Source organism: Xanthomonas sp. 3307, from assembly GCF_014199735.1.
Taxonomy (GTDB): domain Bacteria; phylum Pseudomonadota; class Gammaproteobacteria; order Xanthomonadales; family Xanthomonadaceae; genus Xanthomonas_A; species Xanthomonas_A rydalmerensis.
Map to the genome: position 1 here is coordinate 647,528 of NZ_JACHOG010000001.1, position 19,840 is coordinate 667,367.

Sequence of the window (19,840 nt, forward strand, 5' to 3'; positions counted from 1 at the left end):
GCCGATGACGCTGCGCCAGACACCGCCGCCCCTGCCGCCCGCGACGCAGCGCGTGGCCGCCTCCGCGGCACGCAGCGACGCCGAGGCGACGCCACCGCGCGACCGCAGCGCGGTCGTCGCCTTGTCGATCGTGGCGCTGGCGATCCCGCTCGGCATCGCATTCGCCGTCAGCGTGTGGGGCTGGCGCATCCACCCCGCGGCGCGCAGCGACGACGCCTGGGTGGCGATGCCGGCGCCGCGCCCCGGTGGCGCCATGCCCGGCGCGCCGGCCGCCGTCTCCACGCGTGCGCCCACGGACGACCCGACCGTAGTGATCGCCCGGTTCCGCGAGGACGTGCTGCCGGCGATCCGGGCCGGCCAGGCCGCGCAGGTGCGCCTGGCCGACGCTGCCGACATCGCCTGGATTGGCCACGTGCAGGCGATCAGTGCCGGCGCGGACGCGGACACGGCGCTCGACACGGCCGCGCAGGCCGGCAACCATGTCCCGCGCGTGCGGCGGCAGCCGGTGCGAATCGTGCTGGACCGTGCGCAGGCCGCGCCCGCCGCGTTGGAACCGGGCACCGCGGTCCAGGTCGTGATCAACACCAGCAGCGCGCGCTAGGGTCGGGCCGCGACGACGCCGCGCTACACTGTGCCGGCCAGCCACGCCGGCGTTTCCGCTTCTTCGCCCCTGCTCCACGCCGTGCGCTGCCGCGCCGCCTCCGTCATGACGCCCGCCCACGACACCCTGCTCGAACGCCTCGATCGCCTGCTGCCACAGACCCAATGCGGCCAGTGCGGGTTCGACGGCTGCCGTCCCTACGCCGAGGCGATGGCAGCCGGCACGGCGCAGGTGGACCGCTGCCCGCCCGGCGGCGATGCCGGCGCGCGCGCCCTGGCGCGGGTGCTCGGGGTCCCCGCCCTGCCCTACGACCGCAGCCGCGGCACGCACGCGCCGCCGCAGGTGGCGTGGGTGGTCGAGGCCGACTGCATCGGCTGCACCAAGTGCATCCAGGCTTGCCCGGTCGACGCCATCGTCGGCGGCGCCAAGCACATGCACACGGTACTGGCGCCCTTGTGCACCGGTTGCGCGCTGTGCCTGCCGGCCTGCCCGGTGGACTGCATCGTCCTGCGCTGAGACCGCCGCTGCAGCGCGGCCGCCACGGCGGGCGCATCCGGATCGACACCCGCCGCGTATGTCCTGGTGTCATCCCACCGGAGCGCCGTGCATGCCGACGTCGACCGCCGCCTTCCCGTTCACCCGACCGTCCCTGCCGCTGGCCCTGGCTCTGGGCAGCGCCGCCCTGGTCGCCGCCACGCCGGCGCGGGCGATGCTGCACTACGAGGGCATCGCCTATGCCGCAGACGGCAAACAGGTGCTGTACCGCGAAAGCCACTGGGTGCGCGAGGATGGCGCGCGCCTGGTGCTGTACCAGTGCGCGGACGGCGCCGCGTTCGCGCGCAAGCGCGTGGACGACGGCAGCGCCGCGCCGGACTTCGAACTGGTCGATGCGCGCAGCGGCTACCGCGAGGGCGTGCGCCGCAGCGGCAGCGGGCGCGAGATGTTCAGCCAGGCCAAGGGCCAGGCCGAACGCCGTGCGCCGCTGCCGAAGAGCGCCGAGGCGCAGGTGATCGACGCCGGCTTCGACGCCTACCTGCGCCAGCGCTGGGACAGCCTGGGCAGCGGCGCGCCGCAGCGCATCGCCTTCGTGCTGCCCAGCGAACTGCGCACGCTCGACTTCCGCATCACCCCCGGCCCGGCCGATGCCGAGGTGCAGCGCTACACGCTGAGCCTGGCCGCCTGGTACGGCACGCTGCTGCCCGACCTCAGCGTCGCCTACACGCGCAAGGACCGGCGCCTGCTGGAGTTCCGCGGCGTCGGCAACATCCGCGACGCACGCGGCCGCTACCCGAGCGTGCGCATCGAGTTTCCCGAACGCCTGCGCGGCCAGGCCGACGCCGGCGCGTGGGAGCAGGCGCTGCAGCACCCCCTGGTCGCGCAATGCAGCGCGCGCTGAGCCGCGCCACCAGCGCATTCACGCGGGCCCCTGCCGCACCCGCTACAACCATGCCTGCGCATCGCCCGCGCATCGACGAGGACACCTCATGGCCAAGGCCTACCTGTGGTTCAACGCTGCGCTGTACGCGCTGCTGGCAGTCTGGTGCACGCTGCTGCCGGCGCAAACCGCCGCGGCGGTGGGCTATGTCGGCCTGGACCGCTCCGGCCAGTCCGAATACCTGGTCATCTACGGCGGCCTGCAACTGGGCATGGCCTTCCTGTTCGGCTACTTCGCCCGCACCGGGCAACTGCGCACCGGCCTGCTCCTGGCGCTGGCCTTCTACGTCCCCATCGTGCTCTACCGCAGTGCCAGCCTGTTGCGGCTGTGGCCGGTGGGCCCGACCACGACCGGGCTGGCCGCGTTCGAGATCGTCCTGCTGCTCGCCGCAGTCGTCCTGTGGCGACGCCAGCGCGCCTGAGCGACGGCCGCGGCGAAAGCCTGTAGCATCGCGCCGACCTTCGCCACCGTCTCCAGGCATGACCGAGTCGCCCGATCACGACGAAGCAGGACAATTGCTGGTCGCCACCGCCACCGGCGACAGCGCTGCGTTCGAACGCCTGTACCGCACCACCTCCTCGCGCCTGTTCGGCGTGTGCCTGCGCATCGTGCCGCAGCGCGGCGAAGCCGAGGACGTGTTGCAGGAAGTGTTCTCCGCGGTCTGGCGCAAGGCCGCGCAATTCGATCCGCAGCGCGCACGCGGCCTCACCTGGCTGACCATGATCGCCCGCAACAAGGCCATCGATTATCTGCGCGCACGCGCGCCTGCGCGGCAGTCGGTGGCGCTGGACGACGCCGGCGAGCTGCAGGACGAAGGCCGCGATCCGCTCGCCGACACCGAGTGGCGGGTGGCCGGCCGACGCCTGGACGTGTGCATGGGCGAACTGGAGCCGCCGCGCGGCGAGCTGATCCGCACCGCGTTCTTCGAAGGCATCACCTATGAGGAACTGGCCCAGCGCAGCGGCACGCCGCTGGGCACGGTCAAGAGCTGGATCCGCCGCGGCCTGGCCAAACTGAAAGCGTGCCTGGAACGATGAACGCCTCCGTGCCCGATCCGCAGGAAACCCCGCCGCCGCGCGACGTGCTGGCCGGCGAGTACGTGCTCGGCGTGCTCGACGCGCAGGAGCGCCGTGCCGCCGAGGCGCGCATCGACAGCGACCGCGAGTTCGCCGCAGCGGTGCTGCAGTGGCAACAGCACCTGATGCCACTGGCCGACGAGATCGCCCCGGTGGAGGTACCCGAACGCGTGTGGGTGCGCATACGCGCCTCGCTGGGCCTGGATGCGCTGGCGCCGCGCGCGCGCCCTGCCGCACCCGGGTTCTGGGACAGCGTGCGGACCTGGCGCTGGCTCAGCGCCGGCGGCTTCGCCACCGCCACCGCCTGCCTGCTGGCGCTGCTGCTGGCGCGCGCGCCGGTGCCGCCGCCGGCTACGCAGCCGCCGCCGGTCGCCACCACCACGCCCAAGCCCAGCGGCATCGCGATGACCTCCACGCTGATGCAGGACGACGGCAAGCCCGGCTATGTGGCGCTGATGGACGCCGACAAGCGCAGCATCACCCTCACCCCGCTGGGCGGCAACCGCGACAACGCCCGCGTGCCTGAGCTGTGGCTGATCCCGGCCGACGGCAAGGCGCGCTCGATGGGCGTGTTCGACGAGGCCAAGGCGCGCGTGGCACGCATTCCCGATGCGTTGATGCCCTTGCTCAGCGACGGCGCCGTGCTGGCAGTGACCATGGAACCGCCCGGCGGCGCGCCCGGCGGTGTGGCCACCGGCCCGGTCGTGGCCAAGGGCGGCATCAGCACCTTGCAACTGGCGCCGTAGACAATTCCCCTTCTCCCATCAGGGCATGGATTTCCCTTCTCCCCTCGGGACCATGGCCCCCTTTTCGGGGGAAGGTGCCCCGAAGGGGCGGATGAGGGTACAGGCGAAGCCTCGTGGACCTGATTCCGCGAGCGCTTCGCTCCGTACCCTCACCCCAACCCCTCTCCCGATGGGAGAGGGGCAATAACGCCTCGGCGCTCCAGGCGCCTTGCACCGCCGCGGAGAAGCCGTGCCACGCGTAGGCTGTGCCGTTCTCACCTGAAAGAACCCGGCGCGCATTCACCCGCCCACCACTCGTCTGCCGTCAGCATCGACGCCGCCGTCGCGCATCCGCACGACAGCCAAGATCTTCCGATTCGCGCCACGCCTGCGCTGCGCTGTCGTGGCCGCCATGCCTCGCAAGCAGCTGTGCAGGGGAAATGCGACGCGGGTGCATCCGTCTTCCGGTTTTGCCCGTATCGCTCCCCAAGTCCCCCAATGAGACGCGCTTGTGCCGAGTCCCGTTCCGGAACCCCGCCCTGCCTCACCCCCGCCCGCGCCGCCTGGCCGCATCCTGCGCACCTTGCGGCGCTGGTTCGACACCAGCGCCGAGATCGAGCTGGATCCGGCGCGCGCCGACCGTATCGACTGGCTGCGCGCCGCGCCCTACATCGGCCTGCACCTGGCGTGCCTGGGCGTGTTCTGGGTCGGCGTGTCGTGGTTCGCCGTCGGCATGGCCGTGGCGATGTACGCGGTGCGCATGTTCGCGCTCACCGGCTTCTACCACCGCTATTTCGCCCACCGCGCGTTCAAGACCTCGCGCCCGGTGCAGTTCCTGTTCGCCGCGATCGGCGCCACCTGCGTGCAACGCGGGCCGCTGTGGTGGGCGGCGCACCACCGCAACCATCATCGCCACACCGATACGCCGGCCGATCCGCATTCGCCGCGCCAGCACGGCTTCTGGTGGAGCCATAGCGGCTGGTTCCTGACCCCGCGCGGTTTCCGCACCGATTGGGAAGCGATCCCGGACCTGCGCCGCTTCCCCGAACTGCGCTTCCTCGACCGCTTCGACCTGCTGCTGCCGGTGCTGCTGGCGCTGGCGCTGTTCCTGCTCGGCGGGTGGCTGCAGCAGCACGTGCCGCAGCTCGGCACCGATGGCCCGCAGTTGTTGGTGTGGGGCTTCTTCGTCTCCACCGTGGCGCTGTTCCATGCCACCTTCACCATCAACTCGCTGGCGCACCGCTTCGGCAGCCGCCGCTTCGACACCCGCGACGACAGCCGCAACAACCTGTGGCTGGCGCTGCTGACCTTCGGCGAAGGCTGGCACAACAACCATCATTTCTTCCCCGGTGCCGCACGCCAGGGTTTCCGCTGGTGGGAACTGGACCTGACCTGGTATGGGCTGAAGGCGCTGTCGTGGACCCGCGTGATCCGCGAGCTCAAGCCGGTGCCGGCCGGGCTGGTGCGCGCACAGGCGCGGACTCGATGAGCCGGATCGCGGTGGTGGGCTCGGGGATCGCCGGCCTCGGCGCGGCGTGGCTGCTGTCGCAGCGTCACGAGGTGACGCTGTACGAAGCGGCCGATTATCTCGGCGGCCATACCCATACCCATGCGATCGAACTGGACGGCGTGGAGTACGCGGTGGACAGCGGCTTCATCGTGTTCAATCCACAGCACTACCCGCTGCTGAGCGCGCTGTTCGCGCGGCTCGGGGTGGCGTCGCAGCCGACCACGATGAGTTTCTCGGTGCACGAGGAACGCACCGGACTGGAGTACAACGCCGGCACGCTCGATGGGCTGTTTAGCCAGCGCCGCAACCTGCTGTCGCCGCGCTTCTGGCGCATGCTGCGCGACCTCCGGCGGTTCTACCGGGAGGCGCCGCAGGCGCTGCACGACGCCACCCTGGCGCAACTGACCCTCGGCGAGTTCCTGCAGCGCCACGGCTACTCCGAGGTATTCCGCGACGCGCACCTGGTGCCGATGGCGTCGGCGCTGTGGTCCTCGCCCTCGCAGCAGATCCTCGACTTCCCGATGCGCCAGCTGATCGGCTTCATGGCCAACCACCACATGCTGCAGGTCAGCGGCCGTCCGCAGTGGCAGGTGGTGCGCGGCGGCTCCAACAGCTATGTGCGTGCGCTGCGCAGCCGCTGGCGGGTGCGCGAGCGGCTGGGCACGCCGGTGCGCGCGCTGCAGCGGACCGCGCACGGCAGCGTCGCGATCGCCTGCGATGCCGACACCCAGCAATACGACCATGCGGTGCTGGCCTGCCATGCCGACGACGCGCTGCGCCTGCTCACCGATCCCAGCGAGGCCGAAACCGAGATCCTCGGCGCGATCGGCTACCAGGACAACGAGACCGTGCTGCACACCGACGCGCGCGTGCTGCCGCGCGACCGCCGCGCCTGGGCCGCGTGGAACGCGCACGTGCCGGCCGATCCGGACGCGCCGTGCACGGTCAGCTACTGGATGAACGCCCTGCAGTCGCTGCAGGCGCCGCAGCCGTTCATCGTCAGCCTCAACCGCAGCGACGCGATCGATCCGGCCAAGGTGCTGCGGCGCATGCGCTACCGCCATCCGCTGCAGACCCAGGCGTCGGTGGCGGCGCAGGCACGCAAGGGCGAGATCCAAGGCCAGCGCAACACCTGGTTCGCCGGTGCCGGCTGGGGCTTCGGTTTCCACGAGGACGGCCTGCGCAGCGCGGTCGACGTGGCCGCGGCACTGGGGGTACCCTGGTCATGACCTCGATGCACCGTGCTGCCGTGCCCGCCCCGCCGGCTGGCGCCGTCTCGACAACGTCGGCGGCGGCGGGCACGACCTTGCATGGCCTGCACAGCGCGGTGTACACCGGGTGGGTGCGGCATCGCCGCTATGCGCCCAAGGCGCTGGCGTTCCGTTATCCGCTGTTCCTGCTGTACCTGGACCTGGACGAACTGGAGCAGGTGTTCGCGCGGCGCTGGCTGTGGTCGGTGAACCGGCGCAACGTGGCCGAGTTCCGCCGCAGCGACTATCTGGGCGACCCCGCGCAGCCGCTGGACGAGGCGGTGCGCGACCGTGTGCAGCAGCACACCGGCGAGCGCCCGCTCGGCCCGGTGCGCATGCTCACCCACCTGCGCTACTTCGGCCACTGCTTCAATCCGGTCACGTTCTACTACTGCCACGATGCGCAGCAGCGGCTGCACAGCATCGTCGCCGAGATCACCAACACGCCGTGGCGGCAACGCCACGCCTACGTGCTGCCGATGGCAGAAGCGCGCAGTCACGGCGCCACGCACGCCTGGCGCTTCGCCAAGCGCTTCCACGTCTCGCCGTTCATGGCGATGGCGCACACCTACGCCTGGCGCTTCAGCGAGCCCGGCGCGCAACTGCGCGTGCACATGGACGTGCTCGATCCCACGCCGGCGACGACGCGGCGGCGCTTCGACGCCACCCTGGTGCTCGAGCGCCGCGCCCTCGACGGCGCCAGCCTGGCGCAGGCGCTGCTGCGCTATCCGGCGATGACCCTGCAGGTCATGGCCAAGATCCACTGGCAGGCGCTGCGGCTGTGGCTGCGTGGCAACCCGGTGCACGACCATCCCGACCATTCCCTTCCGCGAGAACGCCGATGAACGCTCCGCATGCGCCCTCTTCCGCCGCCGCGCTGACCCCAGCCGCCGCCCCGATGCGCGGTCTCGATCGCCTGCTGCGGCAGCGCCTGCTCGCCACGCTGGATGGGCTGCGCGAGGGCCAGTTGCGCATCGAGGAGGCCGGCACGCTGACCACGCTGGGCGATGCCAGCGCCGGCGCCGACGCGCTGCAGGCGCACCTGCGCATCCACGACCCGCGCTTCTACCGCCAGGCCGCGCTCAACGGCAGCGTCGGCGTCGGCGAGGCGTACATGGAGGGGCTGTGGGACTGCGACGACCTGGTCGCGCTGGTGCGCCTGCTGGTACGCAACCGCGACCGCCTGGACGCGATGGAAACCGGTCTGGCCCGGCTCGGCGGCCTGGCGATGCGTGGCCTGCACGCGTTCGCGCGCAACACCCGCGCCGGCAGCCGCCGCAACATCGCCGCGCACTACGACCTGGGCAACCAGTTGTTCGAACTGTTCCTGGATCGCAACCTGATGTACTCCTCGGCGATCTTTCGCGACGCCGACGCCGCCTTGGGCGAGGCTGCGCTGGAGCGCGCGGCCGAACGCAAGCTGCAGCGCATCTGCGCCAAGCTCGACCTGCAGCCGCACCACCACCTGGTCGAGATCGGCACCGGTTGGGGTGGCTTCGCGCTATATGCCGCCAAGCACCACGGCTGCCGCGTCACCACCACCACCATCTCGCGCGAGCAGTACGAACTGGCCCGACAGCGCATCGCCGTCGCCGGGCTGTCGGACCGGGTCGAGGTGCTGCTGCGCGACTACCGCGATCTCGACGGCCGCTACGACCGCCTGGTCTCGATCGAGATGATCGAGGCGATCGGCCACCAGTACCTGGACACCTACTTCGGCAAGGTCGGCAGCCTGCTCAAGGACGACGGCCAGGCGCTGATCCAGGCCATCACCATCGAGGATCATCGCTACGCGCAGGCGCTCAAGTCGGTGGACTTCATCAAGCGCCACATCTTCCCGGGCAGCTTCATTCCCTCGGTGGCGGCGATGACCGGCGCGATCGGCCGCGCCAGCGACCTGCGCCTGTTCAACCTGGAAGACATCGGCCCCAGCTACGCGCTGACCCTGCGCGCCTGGCGCGAGCGCTTCATGGCCAAGTTGCCGCAGGTGCGCGCGCTCGGCTACGACGAACGTTTCATCCGCATGTGGGAGTTCTACCTGGCCTACTGCGAAGGCGGCTTCCTGGAGCGCTCGATCGGCGACGTGCACCTGTGGCTGAGCAAGCCGCGGGCGCGGCCGGCGCAGTTCGCGCCGGCGCTGGCGGGCGACGCATGAGCAACCTGATCAACTACCTCGCCCTGCAAGGGCTGTGGCTGGCCGCGGTGGTCGGCGCCGCGCACGGGCTGGCCTGGGCCGGCCCGGCGGCGCTGGCGCTGTTCGCGCTGTACCAGTTGTGGCCGCACCGCCGTGCCCGCGGCGACGCCGCGCTGATCGCACTGGCGCTGCCGCTGGGCGCCGGTGTCGATGCCGCCATGCGCGCCGGCGACTGGGTGCGCTACGCCGCCGCGCCGCCATCGCCGTGGCCGCCGCTGTGGATCCTGGCGCTGTGGGCCGGCTTCGCGCTGACCTTCCAGCATTCGCTGGCCTGGGTGATGCGCCATCCCTGGCGCGCAGCGCTGTTCGGCGCCACTGCCGGCCCGTTGGGCTATGTGCTGGCCGCACGCGGCTGGCAAGCGGTGACGCTGGTGCAGCCATTGCCGCAGGCGCTGCTGGCGCTGGCCCTCGGCTGGGCCGCGGCACTGACCCTGCTGAGCCTGGCCACGCGGCGCCTGAGCGCCGCAACGCCGGCGCTGTCGGCAACCGGAGCGACGCGATGAACGCCTGGCCGCTGTTGCATGTGGGCGTGTTCACCGTGCTGGTCATGCTCGCCGGCTGGGCCTGGCAGCGGCAGACCCGCAACGCCGGCGTGGTCGACGTGCTGTGGTCGGCGTGCATGGCGCTGACCGCGGTGTACTGCGCCTGGCGTGCCGACGGCGCGCTGCTGCCGCGCGTGCTGACCGCGGTGCTGGGTGGACTATGGGGCGCGCGCCTGGCCTGGCACCTGGGCGTGCGCGTGTTCGGCGATGCCCACGAGGATGGCCGCTATCGCGCCCTGCGCGAGCACTGGCGCGGCGACCAGCGCAAGTTCCTGGCGTTCTTCCTCGGCCAGGCGCTGGTAGTGCTTGCGTTCGCGGTGCCGCTGTCGGTGGCCGCGCACAATCCGCAGCCGCAGTGGAGCGTGTGGACCACCCTGGCGGTGGCGACCTGGCTGATCGCGGTGGGCGGGGAAAGCCTGGCCGACCGGCAACTGGCCGCGTTCCGCGCCGACCCGGCGAACAAGGGCAAGACCTGTCGCCAAGGCCTGTGGCGCTATTCGCGGCATCCGAACTACTTCTTCGAATTCGTGCACTGGTTCGCCTATGTGTTCCTGGCGGTGGGCAGCGGCGCGCTGTGGGTCGGCGTGGCTGCGCTGGGGCCGGCGCTGATGTTCGCCTTCCTGTACCGGGTCACCGGCATTCCCTACACCGAACAGCAGGCCCTGCGCTCGCGCGGCCGCGACTACGCCGACTACCAGCGCAGCACCAGCGCCTTCTTCCCCATGCCGCCGCGGCACTGAGCCGCGTCAGGAGATCCGCCGATGTCCAGCACCTTCGCCACGTCTTCCCCTCCCGCCGCGCCGGCCGAGCCGCTGGCCACGCGCCTGGCCGAATCCGGCCTGCTGCCCGACGCCGTGCTGCGCGCGGCGATGCGCCGGCTGTGCACGCAGCGCCTGCGCGACGAGCGCGACGGCGGCGCCGACGCGGCCTGGGAACGCCAGCGCCTGCTGATCGAATCGCTGCGCGAGAGCGCCATCGCGATCGAGACCGACGCGGCCAACCGCCAGCACTACGAAGTGCCGCCGCGTTTCTTCGAGCTGTGCCTGGGCAAGCGGCTGAAGTACAGCAGTTGCTACTGGGATGCGACCACGCCGGATCTGGACGCGGCCGAAGAACGCATGCTGCAGCTCTATGCCGAACGCGCGCAGTTGCGCGACCGCCAGCGCATCCTCGAACTGGGCTGCGGCTGGGGCTCGCTGACCTTGTGGATGGCCGAGCATTTCCCCGGCGCGCGCATCACCGCGGTGTCCAACTCGCGGCCGCAACGCGAACACATCGAAGCGCAGTGCCGCGCACGCGGACTGAGCAACGTCAAGGTCATCACCCACGACGCCAACACCCTGACCCTGCCCACCGAGAGCTACGACCGCGTGGTCTCGATCGAGATGTTCGAGCACATGCGCAACTACCGCGAACTGCTCAAGCGGGTCAGCCACTGGCTGGTGCCGGGCGGACGGCTGTTCGTGCACATCTTCTGCCATCGCGACCTGGCCTACCCGTTCGAGGTGCAGGGCGAGGACAACTGGATGGGCCGGCACTTCTTCACCGGCGGCTTGATGCCGGCGGCCGACACCCTGCTGCAGTTCCAGGACGACCTGGCGATCGAACGCCGCTGGCTCCTGTCCGGCCAGCACTACGAGAAGACCGCCAACGCCTGGCTGCACAACCAGGACCGCCATCGCGATGCGCTGATGCCGGTGCTGCAGGCCACCTACGGCGCCGACGCCAAGATCTGGTGGCAACGCTGGCGCATGTTCTGGATGGCCTGCGCGGAACTGTTCGGCTACGAACAGGGCCAGCAGTGGGGCGTGGCGCATTACCGGTTTGTGAGGCGCTGAGGCGCTGAGGCGCCGGGATTGGGGAGTGGGGATTGGGGATTGGCAAGGCGGCTTGCTGCCGCCTGATCGTCTACGCGTAGGAGCGGCTTCAGCCGCGAGGGGCGTTACCGGTGATGCCTGTCGCGGCTGAAGCCGCTCCTACCAAGATCAAGGGATACGCGAGCGACGTCGTGGCGGCAAGACGAATCCCCAATCCCCAATCACCACTCCCGGCCGCTCAAGCGGCCGCCGTAATGACGATCTCGATCTTCCAGGCCGGGTCGGCCAGCTTGGCCTGCACGGTGGCGCGGGCCGGGGTGTTGCCCGGGCTGACCCATTCTTCCCAGACCTTGTTCATTTCGGCGAACTCGGCCAGGTCGGTCATGTAGATCTCGGCGCGCAGGATCCGGCTCTTGTCGGTGGCGGCGAGCGCCAGCAGCCGATCGATCGCCGCCAGCACCTCGCGGGTCTGGCCGGCGATGTCGGCGCTGGTGTCCTCGGCGATTTGCCCGGCCAGGTAGGCCACGCCGTTGTGCACGGTCATTTCCGACATCCGCGGGCCGGTATCGAAACGCTGGATCATGATGCGCTGTCCTGTAGTGGGAAGACCGCGCCATTGTCGCGCGATTGCGCCGCGGCTGCAGGCGCCGGCCGCCACAGGCGATACGCCACCGGCAGCAGCCAGGCCAGGATCAGCACGATCGCCAGCTTCTGGGTCAGCCCGCGCGGCGGCGCGCGCCACAGCACATGCACCCACAAGGCCACGAACGCCAGCACCGCCAGCAGCAACAACGGCCCGGCACGGCGCTGCCACGCCTGCTGCCGGCGCAGCCAGGCACTTTGCAACAGCATCGCCGTGGTCACGCACAGGAACGCGGTCTGCGCGGATAGCCCGTGCACCAGCGGCGCCAGCAGCGGTGCGCGCTGCGGCAGGTAGCTGTCGCCGACTGCGACCCCGCATAACCCCAGCGCCGCACAGCCGAACAGCAGCACGGGCGCGCCGCTGCGCGCGCGTGGCGGCGCCTGCGCATACAAGCCGGCTGCCAACGCCATCACGCCGGCGGCCAGCAAAGCGTAGACGGTGCGCAGCACCAAGCCGCCAGGGCCATGCAGGTACTGGCTGAGCGTGGCCTGCTGCCAATGCAGATCGGCGCGCACGACCTGCAACGCCATCGCCACGCCGAGGAACAGCAGCGCCAGCAGCAGCGCCGCGGCACCGGCCAGGCGCGTCCAGCGCGGCGGCGCGGGAAAGGGAGATGCGGACAACGGCATGACAGGCTCCGGAACCCAACACAGACCATCGCCGCAAGCGCCGGCCATGGCCCCTGCCGCGGCCCCGACGCCGTGGCGACGTACGATTCCACTATCATGCGCGTCGCCGGCGTGGCCGGTATAGCCTAGAGCGCGTGATACACGGTGAGAGGAGCGGCATGGTGATGGAGGGATCGGTATGCGCTGCGACACGCGGCCAGGGATGCCACCAAGCCAACCCGCGCAGGGCCGGCTTCGCTCCGCTGTCGGGACGTGGCACGTTGCGTGCATCGAGGGGTTGCGCGACAGGCTGGGGCAACCCGCCTTGCTCCGGCACCTCACACACCGCGTCGTAACCACCTGTCCATAGCCTTCTCCATGTTCCTTACACGCTCTCACCCAACCGGTATCGCGATGGCCTCTCTTCGTTCCGCTCTTCGTTCCGCCTGCAGTTCCGCTCCGGCCCCGTCGCGCATCGCGTGCCGCGTGTCGTGGCGCCTTGCCGCCCGCCCGCAATGACCGACGCCGCGCCCTCTTCCGCTCCCGCGCCCACTCCCGGCTGGCGCCGTGCGCTGCCGGTGCTGGCCAGCCTGGCGATCCTGGCCCTGGCGCTGCATGCGCTGGCCACGGAGTTCAGTACCCACGGCTACAGTGCGATCCGTCACGCCTTCAACCAGCTGAGCCTCAGCCAGATCGTGCTGACGCTGTTGCTGGGCCTGAGCAGCTATGCCTGCCTGATCGGCTTCGATGCCGTCGGCCTGCGCCGCAGCGGGCGCAAGCTGCATCCGATGCGGATCAGCATCACCGCGTTCCTGGCGCATGCGGTCGGGCAGACCCTGGGCTTCGCCGCGCTGACCGGCGGCGCGGTGCGCCTGCGCGGCTACGGCCGGGTCGGGCTGAGCCTGGCCGAGATCGGCCAGGTGGTGCTGATGAGCACGCTCGGCTTCGTGTTCGGCGCCTGGCTGCTGCTGGCGCTGGCCCTGACCCTGGAGCCGGCCGCGGCGGCGCTGGCGCTGCCGGTCGGCGCCACCGCGGTGCGGGTGATCGGCATCGCCCTGCTGGCGGGCTTCGCCACGATGCTGCTGTTGGCCGGCCGCGACGGCCGCACCCTGCGTTGGCGCAACCATGAGTTGTGGCTGCCGGACCGGCGCACCACCCTGGGCGTGACCGCGCTGAGCGTGGTCGAGCTGGGCCTGGCCAGCGCCGCGTTCTACGTGCTGCTGCCCAACGAATCGGGGATCGAGTACATCGGCTTCGTCGGCCTGTACCTGGTCGCGGTGGTGGCGGGCCTGGTCTCGACCGTACCGGCCGGCCTGGGCGTGTTCGAATGGAGCCTGCTCAAGCTGCTGCCCGGCGTGGCGCCGGCGGCGGTGCTGGCGGCGGCGCTGATCTACCGCATCACCTACTACGTGGTGCCGCTGCTGCTGTCGGTGCTGATGGCCTCGCTGTCCGGCCTGCGCCGGCCGCTGGTCGCCGGCGCCGGCGGGGTGCGCGTGGCCTGGCGCACGCTGCGCCCGTGGCTGCCGCAGATCATCGCGTTGGCGGTGTTCGCGGTCGGCGCGGCGCTGGTCATCGACGGCACCCTGCCCACCCCCAAGCGCCGCCAGGACATGGCGCCGCTGTCGATCATGGAAACCTCGCACCTGCTGGCCAGCCTCGGCGGCGTGGTGCTGCTGCTGATCGGCCAGGGCCTGCAGCGGCGCAGCCATGCGGCCTGGGTCCTGGCGATCGGCATCTGCGTGCTGCTGCCGTTGCCGGCCTGGCTGCGCGGCGGCCACGTCTCGGTGGCGCTGTCCTCGCTGGTGGTGGCGGTCGGCCTGTGGGGCGCGCGCCGCGAGTTCTATCGCGAGGGCGCGCTGCTCGACGAGGCCTGGTCGTGGCCGTGGTTGCGCAATCTCGGCCTGGTGCTGATCGCCACGATCTGGCTGCTGTTCTTCGTCTACAGCCACGTCGAATACCAGAACGAACTGTGGTGGGAGTTCGCCACCTCGGCCAATGCGCCGCGCGCGCTGCGCGCGGTGCTGCTGGTCAGCGTGGCGGTGGTGGTATTCGGGCTGGCGCGGCTGCTGCACAGCACCCGCTCGCCGTTGCCGCCGGCCGATGGCGTGCAGCTGGACGCGCTGGCGCCGGTGCTGGCCGAGGCCACCGACACCCAGGCCTGCCTGGTGCTGACCGGCGACAAGGCCCTGCTGCAGGCCGAGGACGGCCCCGGTTTCGTGATGATGCAGCGCTACGGCGGCTCGCTGGTGGCGATGGGCGACCCGGTCGGCGCACCGGAGGTGGCCCGCGCGCTGATCTGGCGCTTCCGCGAGGAAGCCGACCGCATGGGCCTGCGCCCGGTGTTCTACCAGGTCGGCGAGCAGCACTGGCAGACCTACCTGGACCTGGGCCTGACCCTGGTCAAGCTCGGCGAGGAAGCGATGGTGTCGCTGGAGGGTTTCCACCTGGAGGGCCGCGACCGCGCCGACCTGCGCCAGGCCTGGAACCGCGGCAAGCGTAGCGGGCTGAGCTTCCGCATCGTCGAAACCGAGGCGGTGGACGCGCTGATGCCGGTGCTGGCCGAGGTCTCGCAGCAGTGGCTGGAAGACAAGGCCGGCGCCGAGAAGGGCTTCTCGCTGGGCAGCTTCGACCCGGCCTACCTGCGCCGCTTCCCGATCGCGGTGGTGGAGTTCGAGGGCAAGGTCGTGGCCTTCGCCAACCTGTGGCAGGCCCCGGCCGGGCACGAGCTGTCGGTGGACCTGATGCGGCACATCGCCGACGCGCCGAAGGGCACCATGGATTTCCTGTTCATCGAGCTGTTCCTGTGGGGCCGCGACCAGGGCTACAAGCGCTTCTCGCTGGGCATGGCGCCGCTGTCGGGCCTGGCCCAGCACCGCCTGGCCGGCCGCTGGAACCGCTTCGGCAACCTGATCGTGCGCCACGGCGAACGCTTCTACGGCTTCACCGGCCTGCGCCGCTTCAAGTCCAAGTTCGCCCCCACCTGGCGCACCCGCTACCTCGCCGCCCCCGGCGGCATGCACCTGCCTGCTGCTCTGTTGGATGTGACCCGGTTGATCTCGCTGGATCCGCGCAAGCCGGAGTGAGGCGGGGATTGCGGAGTCGGGATTGGGGATTGGCGCGGCGCCCCCGTTTGCAGGGGCATTGCGAAGCTGCGCGCCGCGCCCTCATCCGCCCCTGCGGGGCACCTTCTCCCACAGGGAGAAGGAAGAGCAAAGCCCCTCTCCCACCGGGAGAGGGGTTGGGGTGAGGGTACGGCCGCCATGGAGCGCCCGGCGGCGGCCAGCCACGCTCGCCGCCTTGCAGGACCGATGTTTCAGTGGTCCGCGTCGCGGCTGAAGCCGCTCCTACGACGACGCGAGCAGGCAAATCCGCACCGGCGAACCAGCCCACCAATCCCCAATCCCGCCCCCCCAATCCCGGCTTCTACTGAATCCGCTGCAGGATCTGCTTGGCCAGCGTGGCGTAATCGCCCTGGAAATGATGGTCGCCGGGCAGCTTGACCAGTTGCGGACCGCCCTTGGGCAGGTCCGGGCACAGCGCGTCGTCGTCGTCCTCGCCGTAGATGCACAGGGTCTGCGCCGGCGGCATCTTCGCCACTTCCGGGGCGATCGGCAGGCCGTCGTCGCCGGAGCTGATCCAGTTGGACACGTGGAACTCGTAGTCGGCGGTCTTGCCCACCGATAGCAAGGCGGTGAGCTGCACCTGGTCGCGCATCGCTTCCGGCAATTGGTTGTAGGCCGCCGGCAGCACGTCGGCGCCCTGCGAGAAGCCGATCAGCACCACGCGCCCGCGCTGCCACAGGTGGCTGTAGTGGCGGTAGATGCGGTCCAGGTCGGTAGCGAAGCCCTGCGGCGTGCGCTCGCTCCAGAAGTAGCGCAGCGAATCCACGCCCACCACCGGGATGCCGGCCTTGGCCAGGGCGCCGGCGACCTGCTGGTCGAGCCCGGCCCAGCCGCCGTCGCCGGAGACGAAGATCGCGAACACGTTGCCGTTGTCGGCATCGCCCGCGCCCGAGGCGGCCGGCACGTCGACCACCGGCAGCCCGGCCAGGTCGGCCGGCGTCGGCGGCAGGCTGACGCCGGGCCGATCGCCCAGCGAACGCACCGCCGCGCGCAGCCCAGGCAACGCATCGCCGCTGGCGCTGCGGCGGAACTGCCGCGCCTGCGCCACCTTCTGCACGAACGCGTCGCTCTGCTGGGTGCAGCGGTCGCGGCGGCTCTTGGCGTCGAGCGCCGCCAGCCACGGCACCGGCAGCGCGGTCGGCTTCAACGCACGCGCCGGCGCGGTGATGCCGGCGCCGCAGATCTGGTCGTCCAGCACCTGCACCGGGCAGAAATCCTCGGTCAGCAGGCCCGCCAGCAGATGCTTGGGCGCCTGCGCGGCGACCGCGTAGGCCAGCGCGGCGCCATCGCCATCGCCGACCAGCAACGGCAGGTGGTAGGTCGGCACGTGGAAATAGGCCTGCACGTAGCGCGAGAAGTTCTCCACGTCGCCGGCGGAGAAGCCGCAGGTGCCGTCGATCTTGGCCAGTACCGCCTGCAGGTGCGCGCTGTCGATCACCGCGACCATCGCGCCATCGTCGCGCAGCGCCTCGATCTGGCGCGTGCGCTCGGCGTCGGCGTGCTTGCCGCCGGCGAACCACAGCACCACGCGCTGTGCGTTGCCCTTGGGCAACAGCACCGGCACCTGCTCGAAGCGGCCGTGGCTGAGCTTTTCCGGCGCCGCGGCCGGTGCGCCGGCACGCGGTGCGGCAGCGGCCGCAGCGCCAGGTGCTGCGCCGGCGACGCCGGCCGCGAGCAGTCCGCCCAATGCACATCCCCACATCCAACCGCCACGCTTCTGCATCATCCAGCCATCCTGAAAAGGCGCGTTAAAGATAATCCCGAACGGCGGCGACGCGAAGCGCGGCGCGCCCTGCGGTTCATGCCAGGTACGCCGGACCTGGGCCATCGCCCTGCATCGGCGGGCCGTCAGGCGTCCGCGTCGGCACCGGGATGGCGCAGCCGCCAGGCCGCCAGTGCCTGCCGATAGCGCTCCAGTTCCTCGTGGTAGAGGTCGTAGACGCACAACGGGCAGCCGCTATCGCAGCAGTCGCTGGGACCGGGCGGCAGCGGCGCCTGCGGGCGGGGATCGGCGTTGGCGGCAGGGTCGGACATGAGGCTCCGTGGCAGCGGCCGGGGCGGACCGGCGCGGCAGTGTAGAAGAAGGCGGTGCTGGCCGCGGTCACTACTCCGTCAGGCGACGGCCTGGCGCAGGTTGGCGCGCGCGGCCGCGTCGTAGCGCGTGTGGAACCGCTCGCTGAGGAAGATGCGCGGCTGCGCCAGCACGGTACGCAGGAAGGCGCGGCGCTTGCGCCGGTACAACCAGCCCGGCACTACCCCGCGGTACTCCTCGGCAATGGCGCGGTCGTAGGCGGCAAAGGCCTCGGGCGTAGCGCCGAGGATCGCCATGTCGCAATCCAGGAACAGCGCCGCGTCCGCATCCACCGACGCCGTGGTCAATTGCCCATGACGCGCGGTGAGTTCGATCAGCGCAGCCACCCGCGCCACATCCACGCCGGCGTCCGGCAGCCACTGCGCGATCGCCGCCTCGGCCAGGCGCGCGGACTGCGCTTCGTTGTCGCCGCGGCCAGCGCGGTACACCGCATCGTGATAGAGGACGGCCAGGTAGACCTCGCGCGGCTGCTGCCAGCCGCTGTCGACAGCGACCTCGGCGTAATGCGCCAGCACTGCCTCGACGTGGCCGAAATGGTGATACGCCCGCGGCGGCTCGGCGTAGGCGGCCCGCAGTTGCGCCCATTGCGCATCGGGCAGCGTGAGCGGCGCCGCGTTCATGCGTCGCGCTGCGCAAGGTCGGCGCGCAACGGCCAGTTGGCTTCGTGCAGATAGCGTCCCTGGCCCTGCACGCTGCGGATCAGACTCAGCGACCCCGCCTGCCAGGGCAACGCCGACACGCGCTGCGGGGCCAGCGCCTGGTCGACATAGGCCAGGGTCATGTGCGGCAGATAGGCGCCGTCGGCGCGCGGCGCCACACCGTGCCGAACCAACAGCTGTTGCAGCGCTTGGCGCAGGGCCAGCAGCGGCGCGGGCTCGCCCTCGCCGCGCAGCACCAGCGGTCGGCTGCGCGCACGGCTATCGAAGGTCAACGCCTGATCGAACGCCATTGCGAATGGTGCGGCCGCAAGCGCCTGTCCCGCAGCGCAGGCCTGCTCTAGCAAGCGTGGCGGGATCCCGGCGTATTCGCCGAGATAGTGCAAGGTCACATGCAGCCGCTCCGGCGGCAGCGCGCGTCCCTGCAATCCGTGCTCGTGGCAAAGCTGCCGACCAAGGCGATGCACCGCCTGCGCCGTCTGCGCGTCCGGCAACAAGGCGAAGAACAGGCTTTCGCGCGCGGCGGGCGCGTCGAAACCGAGCGAGAACTGGGCGCCGGCAGGCGCGGCATCGGGATACATGGCGGAAGCGGCAAACTCCGCAATCGGGTCGGGCAGCGGTCGAGCGTGCATGGTAGCAAGCACGCCCTACCGCTGCAGACCATCGGCACGCCGACCCGGCCAGCGCCGCGATGGCGGCGCTCCGGGTCGGCGGCAGGCGGCGATTACGCCGCGTTCTTCATCGCGTGCTTGCGGGTGCGCATCACGTCGTGGCAGGCGCGCACTTCCGGCAGCAGGCGGGTGGCGGCGTCGCGCGCGGCGACCGGGGTATCGGCATCGGCAATGGTCTCGTTGAAGGCCTTCAGCAGGCGATCCTCGGACTCTTCCAGCTCGGCGACGTAGCCGTACTTGGTGTCGCCCAGCGCGGCACGGACCTTGCCGTACATCTGCTGCATGCTGCCGACCATGGTGCCGTGGTCTTCCGGCTTGCCGCCGACCGACTGCACCACCGCACTCAGGCTGCTGACGATGTCCGACTTGACGCCGGCGATGCGCAGGAACAGCGCGGAGAGCTCGGCGTCGCCCACCTTCTTCGCGGCTTCTTCGTAGAAGTCCTTGCCGTCGCGGGAAATGGCGATGAGGTCGTTGAGGCTGTGGGTGGTCTTGCTCTGAATGCTCATGGGGAACTCCTGTGGCGAGGCCAGCGATATCGCGCAACGGGCACACGGGGGTGAACCTGGATATCGCACGGCGCGTTCGAAAGGATTGCCGCGTTGCGTGGTGGTGGCGATGCTGGGCACAGGCGCATAAAGCGCACGTGAGCCATCGGCATTCGCTCGTCACGCCGCATTGCCGGTGGTGAACACGCGTTCATTGGCCGTACTGCGCAGTCAGGCATGTGCTGAAGTTTTCACCATCCTGTCTTCGCGCATTGCAACGCTTGGTGCGCCGCGACTTATCCACACGGTTGCCCGACGGTCGTCCACAGCGGTTGTGGATGGCCGCCGCCGATCGCGTCGGCCCGGGACCGCTCGTCGGCGCCGCCGCGACGTCCTCCGCGCCCGGCAAC

General features: G+C 70.9%; 20 protein-coding genes and 1 pseudogene. 14 read left to right on the plus strand and 7 right to left on the minus strand.

Annotation, left to right across the window (positions count from 1 at the left end; all coding sequences use genetic code 11):
- Nucleotides 1-4: 4 nt before the first annotated feature.
- The 13 genes and pseudogenes from GGR64_RS02715 to GGR64_RS02775 all read left to right on the plus strand — a co-directional run bounded on the left by GGR64_RS02715 (nt 5) and on the right by GGR64_RS02775 (nt 11,171).
- A complete protein-coding gene (locus GGR64_RS02715; protein ID WP_184643787.1) occupies nt 5-601 on the plus strand; it encodes a hypothetical protein in 597 nt (198 codons plus the stop codon).
- 81 nt (nt 602-682) lie between these two features.
- Entirely contained in the window at nt 683-1,117 is a 435-nt protein-coding gene (gene rnfB, locus GGR64_RS02720; RefSeq protein ID WP_326520298.1) for an Rnf electron transport complex subunit RnfB, read from the plus strand.
- Nucleotides 1,118-1,208: 91 nt separating this feature from the next.
- Complete coding sequence (locus GGR64_RS02725; protein ID WP_184643789.1) at nt 1,209-1,997, plus strand: hypothetical protein; 789 nt, start codon at nt 1,209-1,211, stop codon at nt 1,995-1,997.
- A gap of 88 nt (nt 1,998-2,085) precedes the next feature.
- On the plus strand, nt 2,086-2,457 hold the full coding sequence (locus GGR64_RS02730; RefSeq protein ID WP_160968254.1) for a DUF4345 domain-containing protein: 372 nt from the start codon (nt 2,086-2,088) through the stop codon (nt 2,455-2,457).
- Between the two features lie 58 nt (nt 2,458-2,515).
- Nucleotides 2,516-3,073, plus strand: coding sequence for a sigma-70 family RNA polymerase sigma factor (locus tag GGR64_RS02735; protein WP_160968252.1), 558 nt, complete (start codon nt 2,516-2,518; stop codon nt 3,071-3,073).
- Nucleotides 3,070-3,858 (plus strand): anti-sigma factor, encoded by a 789-nt coding sequence (locus GGR64_RS02740; protein WP_184643791.1) that lies wholly within the window; start codon nt 3,070-3,072, stop codon nt 3,856-3,858. Before GGR64_RS02735 ends, GGR64_RS02740 begins: the two co-directional genes overlap by 4 nt.
- A 490-nt stretch (nt 3,859-4,348) precedes the next feature.
- Nucleotides 4,349-5,326: an acyl-CoA desaturase gene (locus tag GGR64_RS02745; RefSeq protein ID WP_184643793.1), complete on the plus strand. Its 978-nt coding sequence runs from the start codon at nt 4,349-4,351 to the stop codon at nt 5,324-5,326.
- Nucleotides 5,323-6,576: an FAD-dependent oxidoreductase gene (locus GGR64_RS02750; RefSeq protein WP_184643795.1), complete on the plus strand. Its 1,254-nt coding sequence runs from the start codon at nt 5,323-5,325 to the stop codon at nt 6,574-6,576. The genes GGR64_RS02745 and GGR64_RS02750 overlap by 4 nt, the downstream gene beginning before the upstream one ends.
- Nucleotides 6,577-6,662: 86 nt before the next feature.
- Nucleotides 6,663-7,442: pseudogene (locus tag GGR64_RS02755) on the plus strand (DUF1365 domain-containing protein); the annotation flags it as partial.
- A gap of 53 nt (nt 7,443-7,495) precedes the next feature.
- Complete coding sequence (locus GGR64_RS02760) at nt 7,496-8,752, plus strand: cyclopropane-fatty-acyl-phospholipid synthase family protein (protein ID WP_184644273.1); 1,257 nt, start codon at nt 7,496-7,498, stop codon at nt 8,750-8,752.
- A complete protein-coding gene (locus GGR64_RS02765; RefSeq protein WP_184643799.1) occupies nt 8,749-9,294 on the plus strand; it encodes a DUF2878 domain-containing protein in 546 nt (181 codons plus the stop codon). The genes GGR64_RS02760 and GGR64_RS02765 overlap by 4 nt, the downstream gene beginning before the upstream one ends.
- Entirely contained in the window at nt 9,291-10,073 is a 783-nt protein-coding gene (locus tag GGR64_RS02770) for a DUF1295 domain-containing protein (RefSeq protein ID WP_167087520.1), read from the plus strand. The genes GGR64_RS02765 and GGR64_RS02770 overlap by 4 nt, the downstream gene beginning before the upstream one ends.
- Nucleotides 10,074-10,094: 21 nt before the next feature.
- Nucleotides 10,095-11,171: a cyclopropane-fatty-acyl-phospholipid synthase family protein gene (locus GGR64_RS02775; protein ID WP_184643801.1), complete on the plus strand. Its 1,077-nt coding sequence runs from the start codon at nt 10,095-10,097 to the stop codon at nt 11,169-11,171.
- A gap of 217 nt (nt 11,172-11,388) precedes the next feature.
- Here the strand turns inward: GGR64_RS02775 and GGR64_RS02780 are convergent, their stop codons facing one another.
- Together GGR64_RS02780 and GGR64_RS02785 are read right to left on the minus strand one after the other, a co-directional pair.
- Entirely contained in the window at nt 11,389-11,733 is a 345-nt protein-coding gene (locus GGR64_RS02780; protein WP_010342343.1) for a RidA family protein, read from the minus strand.
- The gene (locus GGR64_RS02785; protein WP_184643803.1) at nt 11,730-12,422 is read right to left on the minus strand and encodes a DUF998 domain-containing protein; all 693 of its coding nucleotides are present in this window, start codon (nt 12,420-12,422) and stop codon (nt 11,730-11,732) included. Before GGR64_RS02785 ends, GGR64_RS02780 begins: the two co-directional genes overlap by 4 nt.
- Nucleotides 12,423-12,916: 494 nt before the next feature.
- On the opposite strand from GGR64_RS02785, the gene mprF reads away from it, so the two are divergent.
- A complete protein-coding gene (mprF, locus tag GGR64_RS02790) occupies nt 12,917-15,484 on the plus strand; it encodes a bifunctional lysylphosphatidylglycerol flippase/synthetase MprF (RefSeq protein WP_184643805.1) in 2,568 nt (855 codons plus the stop codon).
- Nucleotides 15,485-15,824: 340 nt separating this feature from the next.
- On the opposite strand, the gene GGR64_RS02795 is transcribed toward mprF, so the two are convergent.
- From GGR64_RS02795 to GGR64_RS02815, 5 genes are all read right to left on the minus strand, one after another.
- Nucleotides 15,825-17,249, minus strand: coding sequence for a virulence factor family protein (locus GGR64_RS02795; RefSeq protein WP_184643807.1), 1,425 nt, complete (start codon nt 17,247-17,249; stop codon nt 15,825-15,827).
- Nucleotides 17,250-17,371: 122 nt separating this feature from the next.
- Entirely contained in the window at nt 17,372-17,557 is a 186-nt protein-coding gene (locus tag GGR64_RS02800) for an oxidoreductase-like domain-containing protein (protein ID WP_017908246.1), read from the minus strand.
- Between the two features lie 78 nt (nt 17,558-17,635).
- A complete protein-coding gene (locus GGR64_RS02805; RefSeq protein WP_184643809.1) occupies nt 17,636-18,235 on the minus strand; it encodes a hypothetical protein in 600 nt (199 codons plus the stop codon).
- Nucleotides 18,232-18,903 carry a 2'-5' RNA ligase family protein gene (locus GGR64_RS02810; protein ID WP_260302637.1) on the minus strand — a complete coding sequence of 224 codons (672 nt, stop codon included), beginning with the start codon at nt 18,901-18,903 and terminating at the stop codon, nt 18,232-18,234. The genes GGR64_RS02805 and GGR64_RS02810 overlap by 4 nt, the downstream gene beginning before the upstream one ends.
- Before the next feature lie 92 nt (nt 18,904-18,995).
- Entirely contained in the window at nt 18,996-19,451 is a 456-nt protein-coding gene (locus GGR64_RS02815; protein ID WP_184449179.1) for a PA2169 family four-helix-bundle protein, read from the minus strand.
- Nucleotides 19,452-19,840: the final 389 nt, after the last annotated feature.

Excerpts from the sequence above, each read along its gene's own strand:
- GGR64_RS02750 (WP_184643795.1), top strand. The coding sequence starts at position 5,323 with ATGAGCCGGATCGCGGTGGTGGGCTCGGGGATCGCCGGCCTCGGCGCG.
- GGR64_RS02780 (WP_010342343.1), bottom strand. The coding sequence starts at position 11,733 with ATGATCCAGCGTTTCGATACCGGCCCGCGGATGTCGGAAATGACCGTG.
- GGR64_RS02795 (WP_184643807.1), bottom strand. The coding sequence starts at position 17,249 with ATGATGCAGAAGCGTGGCGGTTGGATGTGGGGATGTGCATTGGGCGGA.
- GGR64_RS02805 (WP_184643809.1), bottom strand. The coding sequence starts at position 18,235 with ATGAACGCGGCGCCGCTCACGCTGCCCGATGCGCAATGGGCGCAACTG.
- GGR64_RS02760 (WP_184644273.1), top strand. The coding sequence starts at position 7,496 with ATGCGCGGTCTCGATCGCCTGCTGCGGCAGCGCCTGCTCGCCACGCTG.
- GGR64_RS02815 (WP_184449179.1), bottom strand. The coding sequence starts at position 19,451 with ATGAGCATTCAGAGCAAGACCACCCACAGCCTCAACGACCTCATCGCC.
- mprF (WP_184643805.1), top strand. The coding sequence starts at position 12,917 with ATGACCGACGCCGCGCCCTCTTCCGCTCCCGCGCCCACTCCCGGCTGG.
- GGR64_RS02800 (WP_017908246.1), bottom strand. The coding sequence starts at position 17,557 with ATGTCCGACCCTGCCGCCAACGCCGATCCCCGCCCGCAGGCGCCGCTG.
- GGR64_RS02730 (WP_160968254.1), top strand. The coding sequence starts at position 2,086 with ATGGCCAAGGCCTACCTGTGGTTCAACGCTGCGCTGTACGCGCTGCTG.
- GGR64_RS02775 (WP_184643801.1), top strand. The coding sequence starts at position 10,095 with ATGTCCAGCACCTTCGCCACGTCTTCCCCTCCCGCCGCGCCGGCCGAG.
- GGR64_RS02715 (WP_184643787.1), top strand. The coding sequence starts at position 5 with ATGACGCTGCGCCAGACACCGCCGCCCCTGCCGCCCGCGACGCAGCGC.
- GGR64_RS02785 (WP_184643803.1), bottom strand. The coding sequence starts at position 12,422 with ATGCCGTTGTCCGCATCTCCCTTTCCCGCGCCGCCGCGCTGGACGCGC.
- GGR64_RS02765 (WP_184643799.1), top strand. The coding sequence starts at position 8,749 with ATGAGCAACCTGATCAACTACCTCGCCCTGCAAGGGCTGTGGCTGGCC.
- GGR64_RS02740 (WP_184643791.1), top strand. The coding sequence starts at position 3,070 with ATGAACGCCTCCGTGCCCGATCCGCAGGAAACCCCGCCGCCGCGCGAC.
- GGR64_RS02810 (WP_260302637.1), bottom strand. The coding sequence starts at position 18,903 with ATGCACGCTCGACCGCTGCCCGACCCGATTGCGGAGTTTGCCGCTTCC.
- GGR64_RS02735 (WP_160968252.1), top strand. The coding sequence starts at position 2,516 with ATGACCGAGTCGCCCGATCACGACGAAGCAGGACAATTGCTGGTCGCC.
- GGR64_RS02770 (WP_167087520.1), top strand. The coding sequence starts at position 9,291 with ATGAACGCCTGGCCGCTGTTGCATGTGGGCGTGTTCACCGTGCTGGTC.
- GGR64_RS02725 (WP_184643789.1), top strand. The coding sequence starts at position 1,209 with ATGCCGACGTCGACCGCCGCCTTCCCGTTCACCCGACCGTCCCTGCCG.